The 22,065-nt window shown below is 61.2% G+C and carries 19 protein-coding genes; 12 read left to right on the top strand and 7 right to left on the bottom strand.

The window, feature by feature from the left end; all coding sequences use genetic code 11:
* Window positions 1-160 precede the first annotated feature (160 nt).
* The 3 genes from ACVOMB_RS15315 to ACVOMB_RS15305 all read right to left on the bottom strand — a co-directional run bounded on the left by ACVOMB_RS15315 (window position 161) and on the right by ACVOMB_RS15305 (window position 4,493).
* Entirely contained in the window at window positions 161-1,042 is an 882-nt protein-coding gene (locus ACVOMB_RS15315; RefSeq protein ID WP_481514996.1) for a LysR family transcriptional regulator, read from the bottom strand.
* Window positions 1,043-1,177: 135 nt separating this feature from the next.
* A complete protein-coding gene (locus ACVOMB_RS15310) occupies window positions 1,178-3,589 on the bottom strand; it encodes a sodium:solute symporter family transporter (RefSeq protein ID WP_481531963.1) in 2,412 nt (803 codons plus the stop codon).
* 52 nt (window positions 3,590-3,641) lie between these two features.
* Window positions 3,642-4,493 carry an HpcH/HpaI aldolase/citrate lyase family protein gene (locus ACVOMB_RS15305; RefSeq protein ID WP_481531962.1) on the bottom strand — a complete coding sequence of 284 codons (852 nt, stop codon included), beginning with the start codon at window positions 4,491-4,493 and terminating at the stop codon, window positions 3,642-3,644.
* A gap of 758 nt (window positions 4,494-5,251) precedes the next feature.
* On the opposite strand from ACVOMB_RS15305, the gene ACVOMB_RS15300 reads away from it, so the two are divergent.
* From ACVOMB_RS15300 to ACVOMB_RS15280, 5 genes are all read left to right on the top strand, one after another.
* On the top strand, window positions 5,252-6,139 hold the full coding sequence (locus ACVOMB_RS15300) for a restriction endonuclease (protein WP_481531961.1): 888 nt from the start codon (window positions 5,252-5,254) through the stop codon (window positions 6,137-6,139).
* A 43-nt stretch (window positions 6,140-6,182) separates the two neighbouring features.
* Complete coding sequence (locus ACVOMB_RS15295) at window positions 6,183-11,117, top strand: DEAD/DEAH box helicase (protein WP_481531960.1); 4,935 nt, start codon at window positions 6,183-6,185, stop codon at window positions 11,115-11,117.
* Window positions 11,114-11,623: a DNA polymerase III subunit epsilon gene (gene dnaQ, locus ACVOMB_RS15290; protein ID WP_481531959.1), complete on the top strand. Its 510-nt coding sequence runs from the start codon at window positions 11,114-11,116 to the stop codon at window positions 11,621-11,623. Before ACVOMB_RS15295 ends, dnaQ begins: the two co-directional genes overlap by 4 nt.
* 138 nt (window positions 11,624-11,761) lie before the next feature.
* Window positions 11,762-12,571, top strand: a complete 810-nt coding sequence (locus ACVOMB_RS15285; protein ID WP_481531958.1) for a GIY-YIG nuclease family protein — start codon at window positions 11,762-11,764, stop codon at window positions 12,569-12,571.
* Window positions 12,572-12,661: 90 nt separating this feature from the next.
* Window positions 12,662-12,835 (top strand): hypothetical protein, encoded by a 174-nt coding sequence (locus tag ACVOMB_RS15280; protein ID WP_481531957.1) that lies wholly within the window; start codon window positions 12,662-12,664, stop codon window positions 12,833-12,835.
* A 34-nt stretch (window positions 12,836-12,869) separates the two neighbouring features.
* Here ACVOMB_RS15280 and ACVOMB_RS15275 read toward each other — a convergent pair whose 3' ends face one another.
* The 3 genes from ACVOMB_RS15275 to ACVOMB_RS15265 are packed head-to-tail and all read right to left on the bottom strand — an operon-like array spanning window position 12,870 to window position 15,849.
* The gene (locus tag ACVOMB_RS15275; protein WP_481531956.1) at window positions 12,870-13,853 is read right to left on the bottom strand and encodes a PoNe immunity protein domain-containing protein; all 984 of its coding nucleotides are present in this window, start codon (window positions 13,851-13,853) and stop codon (window positions 12,870-12,872) included.
* Window positions 13,850-15,421 (bottom strand): hypothetical protein, encoded by a 1,572-nt coding sequence (locus ACVOMB_RS15270; RefSeq protein WP_481531955.1) that lies wholly within the window; start codon window positions 15,419-15,421, stop codon window positions 13,850-13,852. The genes ACVOMB_RS15275 and ACVOMB_RS15270 overlap by 4 nt, the downstream gene beginning before the upstream one ends.
* Window positions 15,418-15,849: a hypothetical protein gene (locus ACVOMB_RS15265; protein ID WP_481531954.1), complete on the bottom strand. Its 432-nt coding sequence runs from the start codon at window positions 15,847-15,849 to the stop codon at window positions 15,418-15,420. Before ACVOMB_RS15265 ends, ACVOMB_RS15270 begins: the two co-directional genes overlap by 4 nt.
* Before the next feature lie 51 nt (window positions 15,850-15,900).
* Between ACVOMB_RS15265 and ACVOMB_RS15260 the strand changes: the two genes are divergently transcribed.
* Both ACVOMB_RS15260 and xth read left to right on the top strand, forming a co-directional pair.
* On the top strand, window positions 15,901-16,593 hold the full coding sequence (locus tag ACVOMB_RS15260) for a hypothetical protein (RefSeq protein WP_481531953.1): 693 nt from the start codon (window positions 15,901-15,903) through the stop codon (window positions 16,591-16,593).
* A 529-nt stretch (window positions 16,594-17,122) separates the two neighbouring features.
* On the top strand, window positions 17,123-17,890 hold the full coding sequence (xth, locus tag ACVOMB_RS15255; protein ID WP_481531952.1) for an exodeoxyribonuclease III: 768 nt from the start codon (window positions 17,123-17,125) through the stop codon (window positions 17,888-17,890).
* 62 nt (window positions 17,891-17,952) lie between these two features.
* On the opposite strand, the gene ACVOMB_RS15250 is transcribed toward xth, so the two are convergent.
* Window positions 17,953-18,207: a GlsB/YeaQ/YmgE family stress response membrane protein gene (locus ACVOMB_RS15250; protein ID WP_481531951.1), complete on the bottom strand. Its 255-nt coding sequence runs from the start codon at window positions 18,205-18,207 to the stop codon at window positions 17,953-17,955.
* Between the two features lie 102 nt (window positions 18,208-18,309).
* On the opposite strand from ACVOMB_RS15250, the gene ACVOMB_RS15245 reads away from it, so the two are divergent.
* From ACVOMB_RS15245 to ACVOMB_RS15225, 5 genes are all read left to right on the top strand, one after another.
* Window positions 18,310-18,900, top strand: a complete 591-nt coding sequence (locus tag ACVOMB_RS15245; RefSeq protein WP_481531950.1) for a 4'-phosphopantetheinyl transferase family protein — start codon at window positions 18,310-18,312, stop codon at window positions 18,898-18,900.
* Between the two features lie 230 nt (window positions 18,901-19,130).
* Window positions 19,131-19,772 (top strand): 16S rRNA (guanine(527)-N(7))-methyltransferase RsmG, encoded by a 642-nt coding sequence (gene rsmG, locus ACVOMB_RS15240; protein WP_481512799.1) that lies wholly within the window; start codon window positions 19,131-19,133, stop codon window positions 19,770-19,772.
* A 223-nt stretch (window positions 19,773-19,995) separates the two neighbouring features.
* Entirely contained in the window at window positions 19,996-20,793 is a 798-nt protein-coding gene (locus ACVOMB_RS15235) for a ParA family protein (RefSeq protein ID WP_481514985.1), read from the top strand.
* Window positions 20,793-21,707 (top strand): ParB/RepB/Spo0J family partition protein, encoded by a 915-nt coding sequence (locus tag ACVOMB_RS15230; RefSeq protein ID WP_481531949.1) that lies wholly within the window; start codon window positions 20,793-20,795, stop codon window positions 21,705-21,707. The genes ACVOMB_RS15235 and ACVOMB_RS15230 overlap by 1 nt, the downstream gene beginning before the upstream one ends.
* A 34-nt stretch (window positions 21,708-21,741) precedes the next feature.
* Window positions 21,742-22,050 (top strand): helix-hairpin-helix domain-containing protein, encoded by a 309-nt coding sequence (locus ACVOMB_RS15225; protein WP_481514983.1) that lies wholly within the window; start codon window positions 21,742-21,744, stop codon window positions 22,048-22,050.
* The last annotated feature ends 15 nt before the right edge of the window (window positions 22,051-22,065 follow it).

Raw genomic sequence — 22,065 nt, 5'->3', positions numbered from 1 at the left:
CCCCCCCCCCCCCCCCCCCCCCCCCCCCCCCCCCCCCCCCCCCCCCCCCCCCCCCCCCCCCCCCCCCCCCCCCCCCCCCCCCCCCCCCCCCCCCCCCCCACCCCCGCCCCCCCCCCCCCCCCCCCCCCCCCCCCCCCCCCCCACTACATGAGCATTGCGTTCAATCCGTCGGCTGCAACAACGCCGTACGCGCCTCGTCCAGCAGCACATTGACCTGGCGCAGGCGCACCGAGGAGCGCGACCAGACCATGCCGATCCGGCGCGGCTCGCTGGGCTCGGGCAGAGGAATGCGCACCACCGAAATCCCTTCCGGCCACGGCTTTGCCCAATCCGGCACCAGCGACACACCCAAGCCGCGATCCACCATCACCGCAATCGCATTCAGCGCATTCAGCTCGAACCGTTCGCGCGGCACGATGCCGGCTTTGCGCAGGTATTCGTCGGCCTGGCGGCCGCCCCATTCGTGGCGGTCGTAGCGGATCAGTGGCTCTTCGCGCAGCAGCTGGTGCGGGTCGGCACCGGCCATGCGTGCCGGCGCCAGCACCACCAGCGGCTCTTCACGCAGCAGCTGCCAGTCGCAGGTCTTGGGCAGCGAGAACGGTGCCTGCAGCACCATCGCCGCATCCAGGTCACCTGCTTCCACCGCGCCGTACAGGTCGGACGAATAACCGGGTTTGATGAAGACGTTTATCTCGGGGAACTTGGCCACCATCCGCGCCAGGATGTCCGGCACCAGCCCGCCAAGCGCGGTAGGGCAGGCGCCCAGCCGCAACTCGCCGGCCATGCCGCTTTCATTGGCCACGCTGCGCAGATCAGCCACGCCACGCAGCAGGTCGCGCGCGCGTTGCAGGATGCGTGCACCTTCCTCGGTGACGCTGACGGTGCGGCCGGCGCGGGCAATCAGTGGTGCGCCCAGCTCGCGTTCCAGCGTGCGGATCTGCTGGGCAACGGCGGCCGGGGTGATGTGCAGCATGCGTGCCGCCGCGGCCATGGAGCCACGGTCGACCACGGTGACAAAGGTATTGAGAAACTGGGTTTCCACGCGATTAGACCTCTCAGCTGCGCGCCAAACTACACCAGCGGGCGCGGCGGCGCGATCCGACCAATGGCAGGGTCACCGCGCCGGCAGTGTGAAATGCCTGCGGTCCGCGACGGATGGCGGGCCGCAGGCCGGTCTTCACAGAGCGTCCTGCTTGTAGATGGTCAGGCCCTTCAGCGAGCGGTTCGGGGCCGGGAAGAACAGGCTGGCCACATAGCCGATCACGATGCACAGGAAGATCGAGATGGCCAGGTAGAAATACGGATGCACCAGGCTGTACCACCAGGCAACGAAGGTCAGCACGATGCTGGAGGCGACGCCAATCGCCACGCCGGCGGAGTTGGCGCGGCGGGTGAACATGCCCAGCGTATAGGCACCAGCAAAGCCACCGCCGAGCAGGCCGGCCAGTTCGATCGACACGTCGAACAAGGAGTGGATGTCGTAGCGGGTCATGATCAGCGCCAGGCCAATCGCGGTAAAGCCGACCAGCACCGTGGAGATTTCCGCGAACAGCACGCTCTTGCGCGGGGTCGGGTTCTTGGCCAGGCGTTCGTAGAAGTCGACCGAGATCAAGGTCGCCACGCTGTTCATGATGCTCGACAGCGTTGCCATTGCAGCGGCAAATACGCCGGCGATGATCAGACCGGTGACACCCGGCGGCAGTTCGGCTGCGATGAACAGCGGGAAAGTCGCGTCGATCGGCAGCAGCGGGTCCAGACGCTGCGGGTTGTTCTTGTAGAACACCCACAGTGCGGTGCCGATGCCGTAGAAGATGAAACCACCCGGAATCATGATCGCGGCGAACGCCCAGATCGAGCGGCCGGCTTCCTTGTCCGACTTGGTGGCCAGCGTGCGCTGCATCAGCACCTGGTCCTTGGGGAAGGTCAGTACCACGTCGAACACGACCAGGAAGATGAAGCCCCACACGGTGGCCTTGGTCAGGTCGAAGCTGAAATCGAACAGCTTGGTCTTGTCTTCCATCGCGGCAGTGGCGACGAATTCACCGAAGCCACCCTTAAGCGTCCACACGATGAACAGGATGGCGAAGATCGCGCCGCCCATTTTCACGATTACCTGCACGAAGTCGGTCCAGATCACCGCCTTCATGCCACCCATCGCGGTGTAGAGGATGGTGAATACGCCCATCATCATGATGCTCCACACCACGCTGATGCCGGTGATGGTGGCGATGGCCAGCGCCGGCAGGAACAGCACCACGCTCATGCGCGCGCCGATCTGCATGACGATGCACAGCGCGCTGGCGAGCATGCGGATGGCCGGATGGAAGCGGGTTTCCAGATAGGAGAACACGCTCATCAAATCCAGCCGACGCAGCAGCGGCACGATCCACACCGCGACGAACATCAGGCCAAGCACTGCGATCAGGTTGTTGGTCAGATACTGCCAGTTGGTCTCGAACGCCTTGGCCGGAATGGCGATGAAGCTGATCGAGCTGGTGTTGGTCGCGTACAAGCTCACGCCCGCTGCCCAGAACGGAATGCTGCGGCCACCGACGAAGAAGTCGGCGGTGCTGGCGCGCTTCTCGCGGAAGTAGAAGTAGGCGCCCATGCCGAGCATCGCGCCCAGGTAGATGATGATCACCGCCCAGTCCAGCCAGCCCAGCAGGTGCTTGCCGCTCTGCAGCTCAAAGGTGTGCAGGCTGCCGTCGGCATTCGCCCAGGCAAGGCCATTGCCCCAGCTTGCACTGGCCACTGGCGCCTTGGCATCGGTATCGGCCAGATCGGCCCAGGCGCTGGTGATGGTGTGGAAGGTGCGCGCGTGGCTGTTGCCGGTCGCGTCGGTCACCTGCATCAGCAAGTGCGCCTGACCGAGTGCACGCAGCGAACCGGGCACCACGTCGCCACCAATGGCCGGCAGGCTGTGCCAGCCCTTCTCAGCGTTCCAGCGCAGCAGTTGCTGTGCGCCGTTGTTGCCGACTACCGCGTACAGCGCGCCCTTCTGCGCCTGCAGTGCGACCGCTGCAGCAGCGCCCGGCCAGATCGGCTGCGGCTGCCATTGCGCGGCATCGGCCGGTTTTTTGTACAGCTGGGTGACGCCGCTATCGTCGACGCCGGCTACGAACAGTGCGCCGTCGAGCGCGGCTGCGTGTGCATTGCTCAATGGGGTTGGCAATGCCAGCGACTGGCCCGTGCCCAGTGTTTCGCCCTTGAGGGTGATCTGCTGCAGCTGATTGCTGTGCAGCGCATCGGTGCCGGTCAGCAGCCAGGTGCTGTCGCCGTTGCGCACGATGTCCTGCACGATCTCGTTGCTGATGCCGGTGGCCGGCGTCCACGCCTTGCCGTTCTTGCCCAGCAGCCAGGCCTTGTCGCCGGAACGGGCCAGCAAGCGGCCGTTGATATCCAGCAACTGCTGCACCTGCGCAGCGCCGGGCAGGGCCGGCAGCGCGCCGGACTTCACTGCGTTCAAACTCTCCTCAGCGGCAGCCGCCGTACCGGCCAGTGCCAGCAAGGTGGTGACAACGAGCAGGCGGAAGCCGAGCGAGAAGCGATGCGACAGCGCGGCGAGCGCGGTGGCCATGGGCGTGGGCATGGATGGAACCCCGGTAATGAACGGCGTAGCGGCGAACCGCCAGATGGAAAGATCAGGCGCGCAGGGCGCCAGCGAGCAGGGCTTCGGCCCGGCGCAGGTAAGGCACATCGATCATGCGTCCCTCGAACAGGAACGCACCGCGGCCCAGATCGCTGGCCGCCTGCGCGGCGGCAACAATACGCCGTGCTTCGTCCAGCTCGGCCTCGGCCACGCTGAAGATCACATTGGCCTGACCCACCTGACGCGGATGGATGCAGCTCTTGCCGATATAGCCCAGCTGCTGCGCGAGCATGGCCTCGGTACGGAAGCCCTCGGCATCGGCCACATCCGGCCAAGCCCCGTCACAGGCGAACACGCCGGCTTCGGTGGCGGCCATTTTCACCGCGAACAGCACCGCATGCACATTGGCCGGCGTACGGGCGATGCCATTGGGCGCGAACAGATCGCCCAAGCCCAGCTGCAAGCCGGCCACGCGCGGATGCGCGCCAGCCAGCTCGGCGGCCAAGCGCAGGCCGCGCGGGGTTTCGATGTTCAACAGCAGGCCGATCGGGCGGGTCACACCGTTGGCGGCCTCGGCCCGTTCCAGCGCCACGGCAACCTGGCGCACCTGCGCGGCCGATTCCACCTTGGGGATATTCAGCAGCCACAGGCCGGGCACCGCCATCGCGGCCAGATCGGCGGCGAAGTGCGGGCTGTCGGTGGCATTGGTGCGGACGATCAGCAGCTTGTTGCTGGCAAGCACATCGGTGCGGGCGAGGAAGCTGGCGATGGCTGCGCGCGCCGCCTGTTTGCCGGCCTCGGGGACGGAATCCTCCAGATCGAAGGACAGGGCATCGGCCGCGCTGGCCAAGGCCTTGTCGAACAGTTCCGGACGTGCGCCGGGCACAAACAGCTTGCTACGCATGGCTTCCCCTCACTTTGAGAGGCAGTCTGCGCGAATCGGAACGCTGAAAAAGTGTATTCCCCGACATTCACCCGATAGGTTTTGTTGTGGTTTGCGGGGTTTGGCGGGTGGGGTGAAGCGCTCCACAAGCCGTCCGAATCGCATGCTGTCCCTTCCCCCGCCTGCGGGGGAAGGTGCCCGAAGGGCGGAAGGGGGCGCTTTTGATTTTGCCTGAGCTGTCGGAACGCAAGCCGAAGCGGCGGGAGAATCAAAGCCAAAGCCAAAGCCAAAGCCAAAGCCAAAGCCAAAGCCAAAGCACCCCTCCCCAACCCTCCCCTTGGCCTACGGCCAAAGGGAGGGGGCAGATTGCCGCGGCGTCCGGCAGCCGCAAGGAGTGCTGCAGACGCCAGCGCTGTCCCCTCTCCCGCTTGCGGGGGAGGGTGCCCCGAAGGGGCGGGTGGGGGAGCTTTTGATCTTGCTTGTGACTTGCCCTTCAGCAGAAATCAAAGCCCAGCCAAGCAACAACCCACCAAGCTAGGCTTTCTTGCCTGTCTGTAACGGCCCACAAAACCCAGCACCAAACACCCCAAGCCTTTTACCCAAGACCAAACCAAGCCCCAGAAGACCCCCGGCAGCACAGTTAACCCCACCACCAACCCGGTTCAGCCTGATATACACAAGCCGCCCCGGCTATCATGACCCTTCACATAAATCAGCCAAATCCGGCGGCCCTATTAAGGCGCCAAAACGCTGAAACAAACCACCGAGGCAGGGGAAGCATGGCGGAAGTAACCAAGGCCCGGACAGGCCACCTGATACGCAAGCTGTTCAGCATCCTGCAGGCCCGGCCCGACGGCATGAAGGCCGCAGAAGCCCTGGCAACCCTGGCGTCCCAGGTCGAACTGACTCCCTACGAAGCTGGCGACTACCCCACCGGCGGGCGCCGCTTCGAAAAGATCGTGCGCTTCGCCACCGTCGACACCGTAAAAGCCGGCTGGCTGGTCAAGGACAAGGGCATCTGGAGCATCACCGCCGAAGGCGCCCAAGCCTTGCAGCACTACCCGGACGGCGAGCAGTTCTACCGCGAGGCGGTACGCCTGTACCACAAATGGAAAAAGGCGCAGCCCGTAGTCGAAATCGACGAAGGTGATGACGAAGCGGTGGAGAAGTCCGCCAGCATCACCCTGGAACAGGCCGAAGAAATGGCCTGGGCCGAGATCGAGGCATATCTAGCAGACATGCCGCCCTACGAGTTCCAGGAGCTGGTGGGCGCACTGCTCACCGCCATGGGCTACCACGTGGCGTGGATTGCCCCACCCGGCAAGGACGGCGGCGTGGACGTCATCGCCTACAACGACCCGCTGGGCACCCGCCCGCCGCGGATCAAGGTGCAGGTCAAACGCAACGCCAACTCACCCAAGATCGACGTGATGGGCCTGCGCAGCTTCATGGCCGTGCTGGGCGAAGGCGACGTAGGCCTGTTCGTGGCCCTGTCCGGCTTTACCAAAGACGCCGACCTGGAAGCCCGCCAGAGCCACCGCCGCATCACCCTGATCGACGCCAACCAGCTGGTCGAACTGTGGACCCGCCATTACGGCCAGCTGGATGACAGCGCCCGCCGCCGTCTGCCGCTCAAGCCGGTTTGGTTTTTGGCTGGCGAAGCGTAAACGTCTGTCTCCGCACGATACTCAATATTTTTTAGGTTAAAGCATGACCGCACTGAATCTACTCCTCGAAGGTTTCCGCAACGCCTCGCTATCCGAACGCGAAAAAGGTACCTATTTCGAGGAATTGATCCTCGCTTACCTACGCAACGAGGCCACGTATCGTGACCTGTACAGCAAGGTCTGGACCTGGGCCGAATGGGCGCCAGCCAACGGCTTCACCGCCAAGGACGACGGTATCGATTTGGTGGCCGAGGTGGCTGGAAGCGGCGAGATCCACGCCATCCAGTGCAAGTTCTACGATCCGGACTACAAGCTGCAGAAGAAGGATATCGACAGCTTCTTCACCGCATCTGGGCGCAAGCCGTTTGCACATCGCATCATCGTCAGCACCACCAATCACTGGTCCGAGCACGCCGAGAACGCGCTGGTCGATCAACAGCCACCAGTTAGCAAGATTGATTTGCACGATCTGGAGGAAAGCCAGATCGACTGGGCGCGCTACCAGTCAAAAGCCGCGCCGGTCCTGAAGTCGAAGAAGTCACTACGCCCACATCAGGAGAACGCCCTCAAGGCGGTGATGGCCGGGTTGGACGAGGCTGAGCGCGGCAAGATGATCATGGCTTGCGGCACCGGCAAGACTTTCACCAGCCTCAAGATCGCGGAGGAGATGGCCGGTAAGGGCAAACGCGTACTCTTTTTGGTGCCCAGCTTGTCGCTTCTATCGCAGACGCTTACGGAATGGACGCAGGAAAGCGCCATCCCGCTGCACAGCTTTGCAGTGTGTTCTGACAGCGACGTAGGCAAGAAAAAGGGAAGAAAGGAGGACGATATCGTCCAGACCTTCGCTCATGAGCTGCGCTACCCGGCCACTACCGATGCCAAGCGCTTGGCGCAAGGGGTTGCGGCGCGCCATGACGCCGAGCACATGACCGTTGTGTTCAGTACCTACCACTCCATCGAGGTACTCCATGATGCCCAGCATGCCTATGGTCTTGCCGATTTTGACCTGATCGTCTGCGACGAGGCCCACCGCACCACGGGCGCTACCTTCGATGGCGATGACGAAAGCGCCTTTGTGCGTGTCCACGATGCTGGTTACCTCCGCTCAGTCAAGCGCCTGTATATGACGGCTACCCCGCGCATCTACGGCGACGGCGCCAAGGCCATCGCCGAGCGCGACAATGCCACCCTGTACTCGATGGACAACGAGGACTGGTACGGCAAGCAGTTGTTTGTCATCACCTTCTCAGAAGCGGTCAAGCGTGGCCTGCTGGTGGACTACAAGGTCATCGTGCTGGCGGTGGAGGAATCACACGTAAGCCGACGTCTGCAGGCCCTGCTGAAGGACGAGAGCAACACGCTGAAGGTGGATGATGCGGCCAAGATCGTCGGCTGCTGGAAGGCGCTGGCCAAGCTCGGCCTGCAGGAGGACGGCAGCGACACTCCCGAGCCGATGAAACGAGCTGTGGCGTTCTGCCAGGTGATCGAACCGGGCAAGGGTGGTAAGACCCACAAGGTCAGCTCCAAGGAGATCGCCGGTATGTTCCAGGCTGTGGTAGAGGCCTATCAGGACGCCGACGACGTTGAAGAAGGCGCTCGCTTGACCTGTCAGGCGGACCACGTGGATGGCGGCATGAATGCCGGCCAGAAGGAAGCCAAGCTGGACTGGCTCAAGGCACCGGCGCCGGAAGACACCTGCCGCATTCTCTCCAACGTGCGCTGCCTGTCCGAAGGCGTGGACGTGCCGGCGCTGGACGCGGTGCTGTTCCTCACCCCGCGCAACTCGCAGGTAGACGTGGTGCAGTCGGTGGGTCGGGTGATGCGGAATGCTCCTGGCAAGCAACGTGGTTACGTTGTGCTGCCGGTGGTGATCCCAGCCGGTGTGGAGCCGCACGAAGCGCTCAACGACAACAAGACCTACGCCGTTGTCTGGCAGGTGCTGCAGGCGCTGCGCTCCCACGATGATCGCTTCGATGCGATGGTCAATAAGCTGGATCTGGTTGGCCCTGACCGCAGCAAGATGGAAGTAGTGGCCATTGCCGACACCGTGCAGCGAAAGACCGCGCGTCTGGTGGATAACAGTTCAAAGCAAGCAGGCAAGGCCAAAGGGAAGTACGCCATCGGCGAAACTGCCGAACGCTATGGCCCGGCCCCGGACCAGTTTGGTTTCGAGTTTGAAGTGGGCCAGATCGAGCGCGCCCTTTACGCAAAAGTGGTGGATAAGTGCGGCAACCGCCATCACTGGGAGGACTGGGCCAACGATATCGCCAAAATCGCCCAGACTCATATCGATCGCATCAAGGCCGTGCTGGAGGGCGATAACCAGCCCAAGGCGCGCCAAGCCTTCAATGCCTTTGCCCACGAGCTGCGCGACGATCTAAACGACAGGGTCAGCGATGATGAAATCATCGAGATGCTGGCCCAGCATCTGATAACCAAGCCGGTGTTCGATGCGCTGTTTGCAGATTACAGCTTTGCCAGTCACAACCCTATTTCCAGAGCCATGCAGGCGGTGCTGGATGTGCTGCAGGAGCAGAACTTGGGCAAAGAGGCCGACACCCTGCAGGCTTTCTACGACAGCGTGAAGCTACGCGCCGAGGGCATCGACAGCACTCAAGGCAAGCAGAAGATCATTGTCGAGCTGTACGACAAATTCTTCCGTAACGCGTTCCCGAAGATGACCGAGCGTCTGGGTATCGTTTACACCCCGGTCGAAGTGGTGGATTTCATCCTACAGAGCGTCAACCACCTGCTGTTGCAGGAGTTTGGGCAAACGCTTGGTAGCAAGGGTGTGCATATCCTGGATCCGTTCACCGGCACCGGTACATTCATCACCCGGCTATTGCAGTCCGGGCTCATCAGGCCGGAGGAACTTGCGCACAAGTACAAGCACGAGATCCACGCCAACGAGCTGGTATTGCTGGCCTATTACATCGCTGCGATCAATATCGAGGCCACCTATCATGGACTGGTGGGCGGGGATTACGTTCCGTTCGATGGCATCTGCCTGGCCGATACCTTCCAGATGTATGAGAAAGACGATCTGGTAGATGCGCTTTTGGTGGACAACAGCGAGCGACGCAGACGGCAAAAGAAGCTTGATATCCGAGTGATTGTGGGGAATCCGCCGTATTCGGTTGGTCAAGGTAGTGAAAATGATAAAAATCAAAACATAGATTACCCATCTTTGGATGCACGCATCCGCAGAACTTACGTTTCGCGATCTGCAACGGAGCTCGGGAAAAAATCTATTTATGACAGTTATATTCGTGCCATCCGCTGGGCCAGTGACCGCATTGGCAATGAAGGAATAATAGGCTTTGTTACCAATGCAGGCTTCTTGGAAGCAAATACTGCCGATGGCCTGCGCAAGTGTCTGGCCGAAGAGTTCTCTAGCCTGTATGTATTTCACCTGCGCGGTAATCAGCGTACCAGTGGTGAAACCTCGCGCAAGGAAGGTGGAAAAATTTTCGGCAGCGGCAGTCGTGCGCCTATCGCAATCTCGCTGCTCGTAAAGAACCCGGGTGCCGCGCAACAAGGCAAGATTAATTTTTATGATATTGGTGACTATCTTAGTCGCGAAGAAAAGCTGGAGAAGATCGTAGACTTTGTTAGCGTGGCTGGAGTTCCATCCAAGGCATGGAGGACTATAATCCCGGACACTCATGGTGACTGGCTGACTCAGCGTGATGATAGTTTCAATAGGCACATCGTGATCGGCGACAAAAAAGGGGCTGGTTTGTGCCTCTTTGACATGTATTCGTTTGGAGTTAATACAGCTCGCGATGCATGGTGCTACAACGGATCAAAGGACCAGCTCGCAATCAATATCAACAGTATGGTCGATTTCTACAATGGAGAAGTTGATAGGTTTGTGTGTAAGGGGGCGGAGGGGGCTGTAATCAGTGTCGACGACTTTATTAATCTGGACAAGTCCAAGATCAGCTGGGGCGTCAACCTGAAGCAAGGATTAGAAAGAGGAAGAAAGATCACGTTCAAGCCCGATCTGATTGCTAAGAGCTTATATCGACCATTCTCACCTCAGTGGCTTTATTTCGACCCGAAGTGCAGTCACTCCCTCTATCGCATGCCTAGTTTTTTCCCTGAAGGAAAGGGTGAGAACCTTGTGATAGTTGCGCTAGGTGCTGCCAGTTCAAAAGATTTTTCGGTGACCATTTCGGACGTTGTTCCCTGCTACGATGCGTTGGAAAAAGGGGTTTCATTCCCTCGCTATGTATACGATCGCGCTGCGAAGAACTCTGGCGATAGCCTGTTCGTTGATCAATCAGGCGATGGCCTTGGCCGACGTGAAGCCATCACCGATGCAGGTTTGGTGCATTTCAACAGTGTTTATCCTAGTGAGGCGATTGGCAAAGAGGACTTGTTCTACTATGTCTATGGCATTCTGCATTCGTTGGATTATCGCGAGCGCTATGCTGACAATCTCAGCAAGGAGCTGCCGCGCATTCCACGTGTGCGCACTGCCATCGACTTCTGGCATTTCAGCAAGGCCGGCCGTGATCTGGCCGCGCTGCATTTGAACTACGAATCGGTAGATAAGTATCCGCTCAGTATCGATTCCAAGGGATCGGTGACTGACGCCGACTACCGCGTCGAGAAGATGAAATTCGCCAAGAAAAAGGACCCGGAAACCGGCAAATCGGTCAATGATCGCAGCATCGTCATCTACAACAACAAGATCACGATGAGCGGCATTCCTGAAGCGGCCTGGGACTACATCGTAAATGGCAAAGCTGCACTCGACTGGGTGATGGAGCGCCAGGCTGTGCGCGAGGACAAAGCTAGCGGCATCGTCAATGACGCCAATGACTGGGCCACCGAGACCATGGGTAACCCGAAGTACCCGCTGGAACTGTTTCAGCGCGTGGTCACTATAAGTCTGGAAACCCAGGAAATCGTCAATGCATTGCCGGCGCTTGATATTCACCCGGCTGATCTGGGAGAGACCAAAGCATGAATCGCGTTGTCGCCCTTGATACCGAAACCACCGGTATCTCACATCGCCTCGGTCACCGTGTGATCGAAATCGGTGCGGTGGAATTGATTGACGGCCGCATCACCGGCCGCCAATTTCATACTTACCTGCAGCCACAGCGAGCGGTGGATTCCGGCGCGCAGCGTGTTCACGGTATCAGTGATGCGATGTTGGTAGGGCAGCCATTGTTTGCCAGTAAGGCCGCCGAGCTGCTGGTTTTTATCGGCGGCAGTGAACTGGTGGCACACAACGCCACATTCGACGTGGGCTTTCTGGACAACGAACTCACACTGGCGGGGCTACGGGGTGGTTTGGCCCAGCACTGCCGTATCACCTGCAGTCTCAAACTGGCCCGTACGCGCTGGCCCAGTCTGCCCAACAAGCTCGACGATCTTCTACTACGGTTGGGTATTCAGCATGACCGTGGTTTGCACGGCGCTTTGAAGGATGCCCACCTACTGGCTCAGGTGTTTCCATATCTTCGGTGACAGCTCTCCGCAGCACGATACTCCACATTTTCTTCGGGCCTTGGAGAGTTGGGCTAATGGTGATAAGGGATTTGTCGCGATGATGATCTCAACAATCTACTGACCAAAGCCGGGTTGGACCCGGCGACGGTGATGGTGATGCGCCACCGCCCGACTGAGAAGGAGTTGCGGGCTGTGTTGCCGTGGCTTGCGGCCGAGCGGCACGCCGTTTACAACGCCTATCAGTCCAATCACGGCGAAGTGGTGGAGCGGGCGCTGGCCAAGGCGCGCTACCTGGCGTCCTTTATCGGCCATGAGGCGGGGCGGGCGGTATTTGTTGGGGTGTACGCCGTTGCCGGGCATCAGGTGGTGCCGGCCGAGCGCTTCTGGTCGCTGCCGGGCAACCCGGAGTTGCGTGAGCTGGGAACGAAGGGGCCGAAGGACGGGCGCGATTCGTTCTGGTTCGATCTGCAGCCGACCCCGCATATGGCCGATTGGAAAGGGAAGCTGGTGATCGACTGGACGGGCATCGAGCGCTCATGGTGGCGCTGGGCGTCGCGCAATCGTTTGCCCATTCGCGCTATCCACGACGAGAGCTTGCTGGTGAAGGCGATGCCGGACTGGCAGACGCTGACCTTTGAGTGGAGCCAGTTGAACCTGCTGCCGGCCAGCTGGCGGCAGGCGTTGGCGCAATGGCGCGGTATCTATTACATCTTCGACCGGGCGTCACGATTGGGATACGTGGGGTCGGCCAGCGGCGCAGAGAACTTGCTGGGGCGCTGGCAGAACTATGCTGTCAGTGGCGACGGTGGCAATCGACTGTTGCGGGGACGAGACCCACAGGGGTTTGTTTTCAGCATTCTGCAGCGTTTGTCGCCGGATATGCAGGTTGAAGACGTTGTGCAGATTGAGAGCACCTGGAAAGAACGGCTGCACAGCCGCACTCCGAATGGATTGAACGACAATTAGGTGCGATGACGAACGGGATGGTGCCGATCACCAAACATCCGGAAAAATTTGAAACCAATTGAGTTGCAAGAGGAAGTGGTGTGATCCATTTTGGAACACACCACCGAACACGGCACGGTTCCGCTGACCCAAACCCAGAAGTTGAAGTACTACAACCTGGACGCGGTGATCTCGGTCGGTTGCCGGGCGAATTCGAGGCAGACCAGCCAGTTCAGCATCTGTGCCACCCCAATGGCGTCACTCATTCCAGCGGCCAATGCCTAAGGGTTCTGCGTCCGCTGCAGACGGTGGCCAGCCATCACAACGAAGGCGCGGATTGATCTGCTGCCCATAGCCAGAACGTGCTCCCGTAGTCGCTGTGTTCAATCGTCGGGAAGGCATCGCCTTGCTTGAAGTACTGGCGTGAACCGATTTGGGCGGGGGTGTACCACCAGCCACTTTGAGGGCACATATTGCCTCCAGCAACACGCCGGACGGGCGTGGAATCAGCGTCCGGAGTGAATGCGCGTGCGAACGCGACCAGGTCGCGGGGATAGACCATATGGTCGATGCCGCTGTCATCTATGTCGTACAGCAATGCCACTGCACCCGCTTCGAAGGCCCAATAGCCGAAGTAGTCGCCATCATCCTCGGTCATGCGTTCGTGGCCGCCATGCCAGGGCGCCGCTTCCATCGCCGGATACCACTGACGGCAATACTCGGCCAGCTTGGCGGATGCCTCGCCGGGGGGCTGCGCATACATGGCTTGGATGAGCGTCGAATACGGTTTGTCGTAATACCACTGATCAACGTCTGCGCGTCCGGGCAGCGCGTGGCCGAGCAGCTCCTCATACAACGTGTCCTCACCGGCATAGCCAGCGTCCTGCAGCTTGGCGATGCGCGGCAGCAGGTCACGGCGGTGCAGTAGATAGCACAGTCCGATCAACTGCATGCAGCGCTCGTAGTCGGCTATTTCGTATTCGAAGTTGAACGGCGCGAACTCTGGCTCGCCCTCGTATTCCCCCAGGTACAGCTTGTATGTCTCATACGCCTGTACGATTCCGTCCAGATCATTCCGTAGCTCGGCAATGGGTTCACCTGCTGTGTACCGCAGTGAAAATAGCCAGTATCGAGCGTCGACGCCCCAGAGGGCTGCCAGTGACTTTTTGTGTGCTTCGTTATCACCATTTGCTGGAAGCTCTCGAGACCAAAGTTCGATGCTTTGCAAAAGGTGCTTGTCCCAAGCCTTGGAGTGGGATTCGGTGGCGAACTGCTGGCGTCGGGTCAGATTGAAAGCGTTCATGGCTCGTTCCTCAGATTGTTCATGTTGCCATGGGTTCTGCGGAGGCGAGCCTTCTTCCTGTTGATTGCAGCCTTCACTTCAGATTCGTCGTAGTGGAAGACGGTGCTGTGATTTGTATGCGATTGGGCGTCATTCGTTCCAGAGGCCAATGCCTGCGCGTGCTGCGCGGTGGACGATAGTGTCAGTGGTGTATAGATAATGTGGCGAGAGTAGCCCCGTAATTTGATGTCGTTGTCCAGACGGCCAACAGCACTAACGATGTTGCGCGCAATCCACTCAACACTCATTTGCACAATCGGACCACCAGCTCTGCCGCTGTTCGAACCGCCGCTCCCTTGGGTCGATGATCCGGGCGTGGCCTCCCCGCCGCCGCGCTTGCCGCCGCCCCTACCACTTGCGGGTCTGGCGCTTCCGGTGCCGCCAGCGGGCTCGATAGCGGGCTCCAGCAAGTCTTCCGCCGTTGGCAGATTGCTGACCCCAAGCTTGCCGCTGATCCCCGGCTTTCTGCGCCCCGTGGCCGGTCGCCTTGAGGGCCTGGGCTGTGCTGCACTGGCCTTGGCTTCGACAACGGCATAGGGCTTACCGCCGTTATGGCGGTCTGCACGCCATACGGAATCAATGCCGGTGCCATTGGCTAGATCTGCCAGCTGAAACAGTTTTCCATGACGCGACAGCTTCCCCGGCACCGCCCGCCCTGGCGCATTGATCCAGATGCCGGCTTCGCCCTTGTCATGGCCGTCCCAGCCGCTGCCCCATCGGAACGTTTCGTAGCAGTGGTAGTCGGCGATGTGCTCACCAATGATCCCGGTAATTGCCTTATCCAGCAGGTCAGCGGATGCGGTCGCAATTTGTCCTTTGACCGATTGCGTGGCTCCACCTTCCTTCCCGCGGTCCTGGCCATGGCTGCCGGTGTTGCCATCACGCTGCCCTGGTTCATCGGTACGCCTGCGGCCGTGCTGCTCGCCGCGGGCACTGCTGTTGGGCTTGCGGCGTTTCCACGTTGTCAGCCGTCGCTGAACAACGCCCACCATCAAGCCCGCATTGTTCTGCACCCATTGCAACGAATCCCTTACCGCCGATTGCCCCGCTTCAGGCATTTTCTTGAACAGGCTCGAATCGACGACGCTGGCCTGAATCTCGCCCATATTGCTGCGGATACCTGCCTCATTGAACAGCTGGTCGAGCAGGACTTCCGGACTGGTCTTGATGTTGCAGATCACCAGCACTTGGCGCAACAGGTCGAACAGCACCGGCGCATAGCCTTCCGGGTGCTTGTTGACGATGCGAAGACTCTTCTTGACGCCATCGCCGGGCCCCGGCACCCAGCCAATGATGGCGAGAAGGGTATCGAAGCGCGCATCGTCTTTCTCCTGTGGAGTTTTCGCACCGCCAAGATCGACCAATGCGCAGATCGTGTCGTACAGGTCCACGGCCTGCCCCAGATAGGGTACAAAGCCCATAGCGATCGCTGTTCCCAGTTCAGCGGCAGCTTCGCCATACGCCTGCTGGCGCTCCTTCAACTCCTCCGGCGTCAGTTCAACGTCCATGTCCTCCGATGTGGTGGTCATGCTCGGCTCCCGGTGATGCGAAACGCGGCAGCTTTGATGAGCTCGGCGATGTCCTCGTCCGAGTCAATCCCAAGCATACGAGCGTCCTTTGCGATGGCTTCATCGGTGACTGTCAAAGCTTTGACCGCGGCAGGCTTCCATTCGCGCTTGTCTTCACCGAAATACACCGCTGCCACAGAAGTGGGAATGCTCTCAATTCGCGCGTAGCCCTGCGCATCCAGTTCGCCTTCACGTTGCGTACCGTTGCTGAAGACCACCCGGTATGACGCGCGATCTACGGGCGTGAGATCCGGCCAAAAGTGATTGAGTTCCATCCAGTTGGACGTGTGGCTAACCAACCCTTGAGGCAATGCATCTGTGAATTCTGCTCGAAACTCCCCAGTCAAAAAATCGCTTTGGCTGGACTTAACGATGAAATTGCCGGGCATGTGCGAAATCCCTATCCTGAAAAAATTTCCATGAGCGAGGCTAGCTAAGTAATGACGCTGATTGTTGCCGCCAATGTGCAAGACCACCTTATTTTGGCGGGCGATCACTGTGCGGCGTTCGCAGAAGTGTCAAACCACGGCCCACCCGATTTGGTGATCGATAACTTTCGGAAAGTTTATCCGTGGAAGTACGGCGCGTCCGCTGCCAGCGGTGATGTGCTGTTGATGAGCTGTTATTTCAGACGTTTCCTAGTTCACGAAAGCAGTGGTGACACAGTAAATCTGTTGCAGGTAGCAAAAGAGGCCAAGCAGCTGCGACGCGTTGATCCCGCCCAGTCCACGGGAAACATCTTCTTCACCCTGCCGGGGAGTGATGCGTTCGATCTGCACTGTGTGGGTGTTCATAGCGATAGGGTCAGGTATGAGTTGATAAAACCTGTCACTGCTCATTTTTCGCTGCGGGAGGAGTGCGCATGCGATCAAGCGACATGCGACGCGTTTTCCAGGTCGTTGCGACCTTCTGTTTTCTTCCCGAGCATCGATGCATTCCAGCAGCACCATATCGGGTTGCTGAAGGACTTCTATCGCTCGCACAGCGCGATGGACGGAATGGTCACGGCGTCGTTTGACGTGTGCCTGTTGGACAGGCGAACTGGCATTGGCACGTTCTGGCACGTCGCCGAGCCACCCAAGCACCTGGCGTGCGTTGAAATACTGAGCGATGCCCGGCAGTCTGATGGGTAGCATCCAATCGCTGCACCTGCTCGGCTCTGCCGGTCACTGCTCGCCAATCAGCGTCGGTTGGCTGACAACAGTGTCCCCCGTTGTGCTGGACGGCCTCGCGCTTTACCACCTAATCCTCGGGTTGGATCTCCGCCGCGACCTGTGCTGATCTTCAGGCCCGGGAGCGCGGTAATAGGCTTCGCCCCCAGGATTGATGGTGAAGGCACGCTATTGCGCGCGGTATCTGGCGCTAGTTGCTGAGTGACGGCGGAGTGAGTTGATGCGGGGGGCTTGGCTGGGCCTATGAGCCGAGTAGTTCCGCTATTCGGCTCATCGCAGGACTTCAGCTATTTCCGCCTTGTAGCTTGGATCAATGCTGCGGTGATTGCTGCCGAGCGGAGTCTCAAAGTTGGCTGGCAGGGGAGTACTTGCCCTGAAGGGGCTGGTTGTCCCTTCTCCCGCTTGTGGGTGCTGGAAGAGTGGCAGGGGTGTTTTGGGGCTTTTGGTCAAGAGGGGGCCCATTGGCCTCAGCCCCAGCTAGAATCCCCCCATGAAAATCGCTTCGTGGAACGTCAATTCGCTCAATGTCCGCCTGCCGCACCTGGAACAGTGGCTGGCCGACTTTGCCCCCGACGTGGTCGGCATCCAGGAAACCAAGCTGGAGGACCACAAGTTCCCCGATACGCGGCTGCTGGAACTGGGCTACCGCAATGTGTTCGCCGGGCAGAAAACCTATAACGGCGTGGCGCTGCTGTCGCGCCATCCGATTGAAGACGTGCAGATCGGCATCCCCGATTTCGAGGACGAGCAGAAGCGGGTGATCGCTGGCACCGTCAACGGCGTGCGCATCATCAATCTGTATGTGGTCAACGGCCAGGACGTGGGCACCGACAAGTACGCTTACAAGCTGCGTTGGCTGGAGGCGGTGCACAGCTGGATCGCCGCCGAACTGCAGAAACATCCGCAGCTGGTGGTGATGGGCGATTTTAATATCGCTCCGGATGAGCGCGATGTGCCCGATGCCAGCGTCTGGAACGAAAACCACATTCTCACCTCCACCGCCGAGCGCGCCGGTCTGCAGAAGCTGCTGGATCTGGGCTTGCACGATGCCTTCCGCCTGCACAACGACGAAGCAGGCATCTTCAGCTGGTGGGACTACCGGGCAGCGGGTTTCCGCCGCAATCTGGGCTTGCGCATCGATCTGACCCTGGTCTCCGATGCGCTCAAGCCGCGCGCTGTCGCCTCCGGCATCGACCGCGAGCCGCGTACCTGGGAACGCCCCAGCGATCACGCTCCGGCCTGGGTGCAGCTGGCCTAGGGCTGAAACAACAAAGCCCGGCTGTTGCCAGCCGGGCCTGGGTCGAATCGGCGCCAGAACGGTTAACGCACGCTTTTGCGTGTGAACAGATTGACGATGGCCAGCAGTACCACCGCGCCAACCAGTGACAACAGGAACGAGCGCACGGTGATCGCGCCATTGATGCTGCCGCCGCTGAAGAAGAAGCCGGCAATCATGGCGCCGATGATGCCCACCACGATGTTCAGGATGATGCCCTGCTGCGCATCGCGGCGCATGATGATGCTGGCCAGCCAACCCACGACGCCACCAATAATCAACCAGATGATGATGCCCATGCGCGAACCTCCCTGCCGTGAAGCACCCCGAAAGGTGCGGTGGCGACAGTCAACGCGTAGTGGCGTTAAGAACATGTTTGTCCGGGCAGGAACCTGTTCAGCATGAGCTCGACGGGTAGCCATTGGCAGTTTGGCCAGGTCGACGTATGGCTGTTGCCGCATACCCCGGGCACCCGCGGTGAGCCGCAGGCCCGCGAGTTGCTGGCCGGTGTTTTCGACACCACGCCGGAGGCATTGCCGCTGACCCGCGATGAGCGCAGCCGGCCGTGGCTGATAGCTGAGCTGGCACATTACGGTACCGGCTGGAGCCATAGCGGCGGTCATCTGCTGGTGGCACTGGGCGAGGGCGCACGCCTGGGCGTGGACCTGGAGCGGCAGCGGCCGCGCAAGCAGATGCGCGAGGTGATCCGCCGTTTCTTCCACCCGGATGAGATTGTTTGGCTGGATGGTCTGGATGACAGCGGCTGTGAGCAGTGGTTCTTCCGTGTGTGGTGCGCCAAAGAGGCGCTGCTGAAGGCGCACGGGCATGGCATTTCGTTCGGGCTGGAGAAGCTGCGTTTTGCGCCGGATGCGGCGGGCGCGCTACAGCTGGTGTGGTGCGATCCGGGCCTGGGCGACGCGGCCCGCTGGCATCTATATGAGTGGCAGGCGACGGAAGATTTCCGCGCCGCGCTGGCGTGGTACCCGCTATAGCGTTGTGCCCCCTCCCTTTGGCGTAGCCAAGGGGAGGGCTGGGGAGGGGGGGTTTTGCTCCCTCCCTTGCGCGAAGCGTAGGGGAGGGCTGGGGAGGGGTAGCTGTTGCCGTTGCTCTTGCCCTGCGCGGCAGATCAAAAGCCAGATCCAGAGCACCCCTCCCCCAACCCTCCCCTACGCTTCGCGCAAGGGAGGGGGCCAAAAGCGTCACTCCTGCGATAATCCCCGCCATGAACGACACCACTCTCCCGCGCGAAGTCGCCAGCGACCTCGACCACGGCTTGAAAGCCATGGGTCTGGACGCCGCCTTGGCCAAGCCCCTGCTGGCCTACCTGACCCTGCTGGTGCGCTGGAATCGCACCTACAATCTCACCGCCATCCGCGACCCGCGCGAAATGGTCACCCGCCATCTGCTCGACTCGCTGGCCATGGCCGAGCATGTCAGCAGCGGCAGCCTGGCCGATCTGGGCACTGGCCCGGGCTTGCCGGGCATCCCGCTGGCCATCACCCATCCGCAGCTGCAGGTGACCCTGGTCGAGAGCAACGGCAAGAAGGCCCGCTTCATGCGTGAGGCCGTGCGTCAGCTTGGTTTGAGCAATGCCCGCGTCGCGGAATCCCGCGCTGAAGCGCTGGACGAGCCGGGTGCCTACGACAACCTCACCGCCCGCGCCATGGATACGCTGGCCGGCATCATCGAGGTTGGCGGTCATCTGCTGCGCCCCGGTGGCCAGCTGCTGGCGATGAAGGGTGTGTACCCGCACGAAGAGATCGCCCAGCTGCCGGCCGGCTGGCAGGTGCTGGAAGTGCGCCCGCTGCAGGTGCCGGGGCTGGTTGGTGACCGGCATCTGGTGGTGGTGGAGCGCAAGGGCTAGATCCGTAGTGCCGAGCCATGCTCGGCAGGGGCTTTACCGGGCAAAGCCGAAAGCTACCCCTCCCCAGCCCTCCCCTTGGCTTTGCCAAAGGGAGGGGGCCAAAGCACCGCAAATCGGGGCACATTCCCGCCCCAAAGCCGCCTGTTACCCGGAAACCGGTTTCCGCCTACGCGCCGCTACCCCCATAATGACCAGTCCAACTTCGCCAACGAGGCTCTCCTGCATGGCTCGCATCATCGCCATCGCCAACCAGAAAGGCGGCGTCGGCAAGACCACGACGGCTGTCAATCTGGCTGCTTCCCTTGCCGCCGCACCAAAACGTGTGCTGTTGGTCGACCTGGACTCGCAGGGCAACGCGACCATGGGCAGTGGCGTGGACAAACGTGAAGTGGCAGCGTCCACCTGTGACCTGCTGCTGGGCGAGATCACTGCCGCCGAGGTGCGCGTCACCACGCCAGAAGGCTTCGACCTGCTGCCGGGCAACATCGACCTGACCGCCGCCGAGATCCAGCTGATGGACCAGAGCGAGCGCGAGCAGCGCCTGAAGCGCGCGCTGGCACCGGTCCGCGATGAATACGACTACATCCTGATCGACTGCCCGCCGGCGCTGTCGCTGCTGACGCTGAATGCGCTGGCCGCCGCTGACTCGGTGATCGTGCCGATGCAGTGCGAGTACTACGCGCTGGAAGGCCTGAGCGCGCTGGTCGAGACCATCGACGCGCTCAAGATCAACCTCAACCCGGCGCTGGAAATCGAAGGCGTGCTGCGCACCATGTTCGATGTGCGCAACAACCTGGCCAACGCGGTGTCGGCGCAGCTCACCGAGTACTTCGGCGACCGCGTGTTCCGCACCATCGTGCCGCGCAACGTGCGCCTGGCCGAGGCGCCCAGCCATGGCCAGAGCATCGTCGGCTACGACCGTGCCTCACGCGGCGGTGTTGCCTATCTGGGCTTGGCCGGCGAGATCATCCGCCGCAACAGTGAACGCAAGCAGCCCTCCCGGGCCGTGGAGGCTGTCTGATGAGTGCAGCGAAAAAGCGCGGTCTTGGCCGTGGTCTTGATGCCTTGCTGGGCCCCAAGGGCGCAGTAACCCCGGTCACCGTCGCTGCCGTCGCCGAGCCGCAACCCGGCGAAGTGCTGCGCAAGCTGCCCATCGACCAGTTGCAGCCGGGCAAGTACCAGCCGCGTCGCGACATGGACGAAGGCAAGCTGGCCGAACTGGCTGACTCGATCAAGGCACAGGGCATCATCCAGCCGATCCTGGTGCGCCAGATCGAAGGTGGCCGCTACGAAATCATCGCCGGTGAACGCCGTTGGCGCGCCTCGCGCCTGGCCGGGCTGGAAGTAGTACCGGCGGTCGTACGAGAGCTGGAAGACCGCACCGTCATCGCGATGGCGCTGATCGAGAACATCCAGCGTGAAGACCTCAATCCGCTCGAAGAAGCCGAAGCGCTGGCGCGGCTGGTCAGCGAGTTCACGCTGACCCACGCCGAAGCCGCGCAGGCCGTTGGCCGCTCGCGCGCTTCGGTGTCCAACCTGCTGCGCCTGATTGATCTGCCGATCGGCGTGCGCGTGCTGCTGGAAACCCGCCGCCTGGAAATGGGCCATGCCCGCGCGCTGCTGACGCTGGCGCCGGAGCTTGCCACCAAGCTGGCCGAAGAAGCTGCCGAACAGGGCTGGTCGGTGCGTGAAGTCGAGCACCGCGCGCAGCAGTTCGCTGCCGGCAAGGTGCCGGGCGCGCGCAAGGCCAAGCCGTCGCCGACCGCACCGCAGGCCGATATTGCATCGCTGGAAACCGAGCTGTCCGAATCGCTGGGCGCGAAAGTGGCGATCAACCACGGCCGCGGCGGCAAGGGCAAGCTGGTCATCCATTACACCGATCTGGACACGCTGGACGGCGTGCTGGAGCGGCTGCGCGTCCGCCAGAACGGCTGACGTACTTCATCCCCCACGAGGTGCACGCAAGGCAATGAACCCCACCAAGGTCGACCGCAATCATCTATTGCGTCTGACCGACCTGCCGAATGTCGGGCCGGCCTGTGAAAAGGATCTCCGTTTGATCGGGATCCGCGTCCCCGCGCATCTGCGCGGGCGTGATGCCTACGATATGTATGCACAGCTATGCCTGAAAACCGGCGTGGTGCACGATCCCTGCGTGATCGATGTATTCCTGTCGGTGGTGCGCTTCATGGGTGGCGATGCGCCGCAGCCGTGGTGGGCGTACAGCAAGGAACGCAAGGCAACCCTGGCCAAGGAAGCGCCGCTCACCATGTGGTGAGGCATGCGCGATGGT

The organism is Stenotrophomonas sp. STEN018 (genome assembly GCF_056760235.1).
This window is presented reverse-complemented; position numbering and strand designations above follow the sequence as displayed.

Coding starts and splice junctions, on each gene's coding strand:
- ACVOMB_RS15265 (WP_481531954.1), bottom strand. CDS start 15,849: ATGCCCGGCAATTTCATCGTTAAGTCCAGCCAAAGCGATTTTTTGACT.
- ACVOMB_RS15275 (WP_481531956.1), bottom strand. CDS start 13,853: ATGAACGCTTTCAATCTGACCCGACGCCAGCAGTTCGCCACCGAATCC.
- ACVOMB_RS15270 (WP_481531955.1), bottom strand. CDS start 15,421: ATGACCACCACATCGGAGGACATGGACGTTGAACTGACGCCGGAGGAG.
- ACVOMB_RS15225 (WP_481514983.1), top strand. CDS start 21,742: ATGAACCCCACCAAGGTCGACCGCAATCATCTATTGCGTCTGACCGAC.
- ACVOMB_RS15230 (WP_481531949.1), top strand. CDS start 20,793: ATGAGTGCAGCGAAAAAGCGCGGTCTTGGCCGTGGTCTTGATGCCTTG.
- ACVOMB_RS15295 (WP_481531960.1), top strand. CDS start 6,183: ATGACCGCACTGAATCTACTCCTCGAAGGTTTCCGCAACGCCTCGCTA.
- ACVOMB_RS15245 (WP_481531950.1), top strand. CDS start 18,310: ATGAGCTCGACGGGTAGCCATTGGCAGTTTGGCCAGGTCGACGTATGG.
- dnaQ (WP_481531959.1), top strand. CDS start 11,114: ATGAATCGCGTTGTCGCCCTTGATACCGAAACCACCGGTATCTCACAT.
- ACVOMB_RS15305 (WP_481531962.1), bottom strand. CDS start 4,493: ATGCGTAGCAAGCTGTTTGTGCCCGGCGCACGTCCGGAACTGTTCGAC.
- ACVOMB_RS15260 (WP_481531953.1), top strand. CDS start 15,901: ATGACGCTGATTGTTGCCGCCAATGTGCAAGACCACCTTATTTTGGCG.
- ACVOMB_RS15285 (WP_481531958.1), top strand. CDS start 11,762: ATGCGCCACCGCCCGACTGAGAAGGAGTTGCGGGCTGTGTTGCCGTGG.
- ACVOMB_RS15250 (WP_481531951.1), bottom strand. CDS start 18,207: ATGGGCATCATCATCTGGTTGATTATTGGTGGCGTCGTGGGTTGGCTG.
- xth (WP_481531952.1), top strand. CDS start 17,123: ATGAAAATCGCTTCGTGGAACGTCAATTCGCTCAATGTCCGCCTGCCG.
- rsmG (WP_481512799.1), top strand. CDS start 19,131: ATGAACGACACCACTCTCCCGCGCGAAGTCGCCAGCGACCTCGACCAC.
- ACVOMB_RS15300 (WP_481531961.1), top strand. CDS start 5,252: ATGGCGGAAGTAACCAAGGCCCGGACAGGCCACCTGATACGCAAGCTG.
- ACVOMB_RS15310 (WP_481531963.1), bottom strand. CDS start 3,589: ATGCCCACGCCCATGGCCACCGCGCTCGCCGCGCTGTCGCATCGCTTC.
- ACVOMB_RS15235 (WP_481514985.1), top strand. CDS start 19,996: ATGGCTCGCATCATCGCCATCGCCAACCAGAAAGGCGGCGTCGGCAAG.